Origin of the sequence: Microcystis sp. M090S1 (genome assembly GCF_020246295.1) — a bacterium.
In the GTDB taxonomy this organism is placed as follows: domain Bacteria; phylum Cyanobacteriota; class Cyanobacteriia; order Cyanobacteriales; family Microcystaceae; genus Microcystis; species Microcystis aeruginosa.
In genome coordinates this window covers 1-2,708 of sequence record NZ_JADBTF010000488.1, presented here as the reverse complement: position 1 = coordinate 2,708, position 2,708 = coordinate 1, and the positions used below count along the sequence as shown (strand labels likewise).

The following is a 2,708-nucleotide window of genomic DNA, read 5'->3' as shown; positions in this document are numbered from 1 at the left end:
TCTCCATTTTTTTAGAGAAAGATAGACTCTCTCTCACCAGCCGAGAAATCCTTTGTCGAAAGGTATTATTTAATCTTTCAATAGGATTAGTTTGACCAGTTTCTTTACCTACTGCCCGATGACGTTTCCTAGTAATTACTGTCTTATAGGACTCCCAAAAGTCTGTGTAAGCAACCGCGCATTGTCGGTAAACACCGGGTAAACTGGCCCCAAAGTTTTTTAGCTGATTGACGACTCCTATCTCCGCGCATAGCAACCAATAATTTCCCTTGTTTTTCTATCAATTAACCGCCAAATATAAACCTTTATCGTCTTAGAAAAAACCCAAGACCACATCTCATCACATTCTCTAACCAATTTACCTTTTGGTTTGTCCGAAACCTTTATTTGACGGGGGACAGCCGCCAGTTTATTGTTGACATAGTTTTGTAACCATGACCAACTTACCCCTGTTACTCTAGCAATTCCTCGTCAGTAAATTCGTTCGAGTAAGAGTTTATCAATTAATTGTTTGGTTTCGTCAGAGACAGTTTTATTAGTGGGATTGATCACCAACTGACGACCACACTCTTTACATTGACGTTTGGGTTTTCCATTATGAATAGAACCATTCTTGATAGTATGGTGAGAACCACAATTAGGACAGGGGAATAGAGGTGAAGGGGGTATTTTGTTCGGTGCTAGACTGATATTTGAGTAAGCCAGACAGAAGCCAGAAAAAGATATTTATCAGAAAAGTCATGATCAAGCTAGAGGTTTAAAGACTGATTGGGTTCCAATTATTTTTATTAATAAATATTTTACACAATTCATACCAGGTAAGCAAGAAAGCTACGCCACTACTACCGAATCATTACCACCCAATGCTACCAGAAAGTCAAACATCTGCTCAAGAGAAAATTTTTGCAATCTGCCATTTTTTAAGTTAGAAATTTTAGCCTCGTCAACCCCCAAAATTTGACTGACCTCCTGCTCGCTTAACCCCTGTTCAGTAACCAGATCGTAAATCACTGAAGCCAGCTTGACTTTAGCGAGTTTTTCTTCTGCATTAGCAAAGCCTAAGTCTTCAAAAATGTTTCCCGAACTAATAGTATATTCTGTCATAATTATTTATCTCCTTTTTGGTATTTATTGTTGCTCTTTTGCGATCTCCTGTGCTTTTTTCAGGCGTTCTTTTTCTCCTACAGGTGATTGCATCATTCAACCTTTATTTGATCTCAGAGAATAAAGCATCTAAATCTTGACGACCATTAACAATTCTTAAAATTTCCACCGTTTCATTAATTACTCGATAGAAAATAATATATCCATCTAAAGGTAAACCTCTCAAGGATGGTTTAATATGACTATAGCTGCGTCCTAACTTGGGAAATTGTACTAATTGTTGACACTTTTTGTAAAATTTTCTGAATAGTTTTTCACCTGCTTCAATATTTACTACTAAAAAATAATCGGCAATCTTGTTTAAATCTTGACTGGCTGAAGGGGCAATAATATAACGATTTATAATTATTTTTGTTGCGCTTTTTTAAATTTTTCGAGTATATCATTTATAACTTTTTCTCCATCTAATCCCTCTCCATTATCTAATTCGGCTATGGCAACGTCAATTTTTTGACGAGTTTCTTCTACCCATTGTAAGTAATCTTGATCGAGGATTTCTAGCAAGTAAAAAGCGGTATCTATGACTTGTTCTGAATTATCAAATCTGCCACTTTTTAACTGTTTTTGGATAAATTGTTCTTGATTGGGTTTTAGTTGAATATTCATGATGACTTTTGTAAGGTTAAGGGTTAAGTCGAGTGTCCTGTTTTATTTTACTACAAGGATTAGCTAAAATAGGTTAGTTGAGGTGCATTACATAACATTAACGCACCTTCCGAGATCGGCGATCGCTCCTTGTTTGAGTTGGTCAATGAGAGCATTATCTCGTTCCCCGGTTCTACCTGAATATTGCTTTAAGGCAGAGCCTTGAAACAAGGGAAATGAGTAGGTAGGGTGCGTTAGGAGCGCGACAATATTATTTAATTTACATTAATTACATACGCGACGTAACGCACCAATATTATCCTAAATCCCTTGAGTAACCCACAGAAAACCGGTTTCTCCGAGAAACCCCTTTTCTACTCATGCACTCATGCAAAAAGGGGAATAAATAATCAGTAGATCGTAGGTTGGGCTGAACGATAGTGAAACCCAACACTTTTAAATAATTGGGTTGGGTTTCGTTCCTCAACCCAACCTACGGCTGAATATTGCTTTAAGGCAGAGCCTTATATATTGTGTTTCAAGGCAGAGCCTTGAAACAAGGGTAAAATCGACCCGCCTAAGGGCGGGAGACAAAGGGCAAAAGAGCAAAAGAACAAAGGGTTAAAGTCCTGGGGAGACACACGCAACCCGAAAACCGATGATGAAGCTGTCGCTGACGGGGTTGTTCCTGAGGCGGATGGCAGAACGACAGAAATTAGGGTTGTTGCGCCAAGAACCGCCGCGCAGACACTTACGAGACTGAGAACGATTATCATTCTTGAGAAACCACGCCGATCCATCCTTTGGCGCTCCGATATAGTTATCACTGGACTTCCCCGTTGACAAAAGGCCATAACCTATGCTGTAGGAGGGATTAAGAGAATTTCCAGCACCCCGTTACTGGGTACAAATCAAGGAAACTCCCAATAAATCTAACGCCTGTTGTTGCAGTTGAGTCG

At 39.0% G+C, this 2,708-nt stretch carries 4 protein-coding genes and 1 pseudogene; all 5 read right to left on the bottom strand.

Annotation, left to right across the window (positions count from 1 at the left end):
* Window positions 1-669, bottom strand: a pseudogene (locus tag IM477_RS21560) (IS1 family transposase); the annotation flags it as partial.
* Window positions 670-831: 162 nt separating this feature from the next.
* Window positions 832-1,104 carry a helix-turn-helix domain-containing protein gene (locus IM477_RS21555; RefSeq protein WP_287733398.1) on the bottom strand — a complete coding sequence of 91 codons (273 nt, stop codon included), beginning with the start codon at window positions 1,102-1,104 and terminating at the stop codon, window positions 832-834.
* A gap of 103 nt (window positions 1,105-1,207) precedes the next feature.
* Window positions 1,208-1,459 (bottom strand): type II toxin-antitoxin system RelE/ParE family toxin, encoded by a 252-nt coding sequence (locus IM477_RS21550; protein WP_043997021.1) that lies wholly within the window; start codon window positions 1,457-1,459, stop codon window positions 1,208-1,210.
* A gap of 50 nt (window positions 1,460-1,509) precedes the next feature.
* Window positions 1,510-1,770, bottom strand: a complete 261-nt coding sequence (locus tag IM477_RS21545; RefSeq protein ID WP_287733397.1) for a ribbon-helix-helix domain-containing protein — start codon at window positions 1,768-1,770, stop codon at window positions 1,510-1,512.
* 600 nt (window positions 1,771-2,370) lie between these two features.
* On the bottom strand, window positions 2,371-2,595 hold the full coding sequence (locus IM477_RS21540; RefSeq protein WP_502866555.1) for a formylglycine-generating enzyme family protein: 225 nt from the start codon (window positions 2,593-2,595) through the stop codon (window positions 2,371-2,373).
* Between the last annotated feature and the right edge of the window lie 113 nt (window positions 2,596-2,708).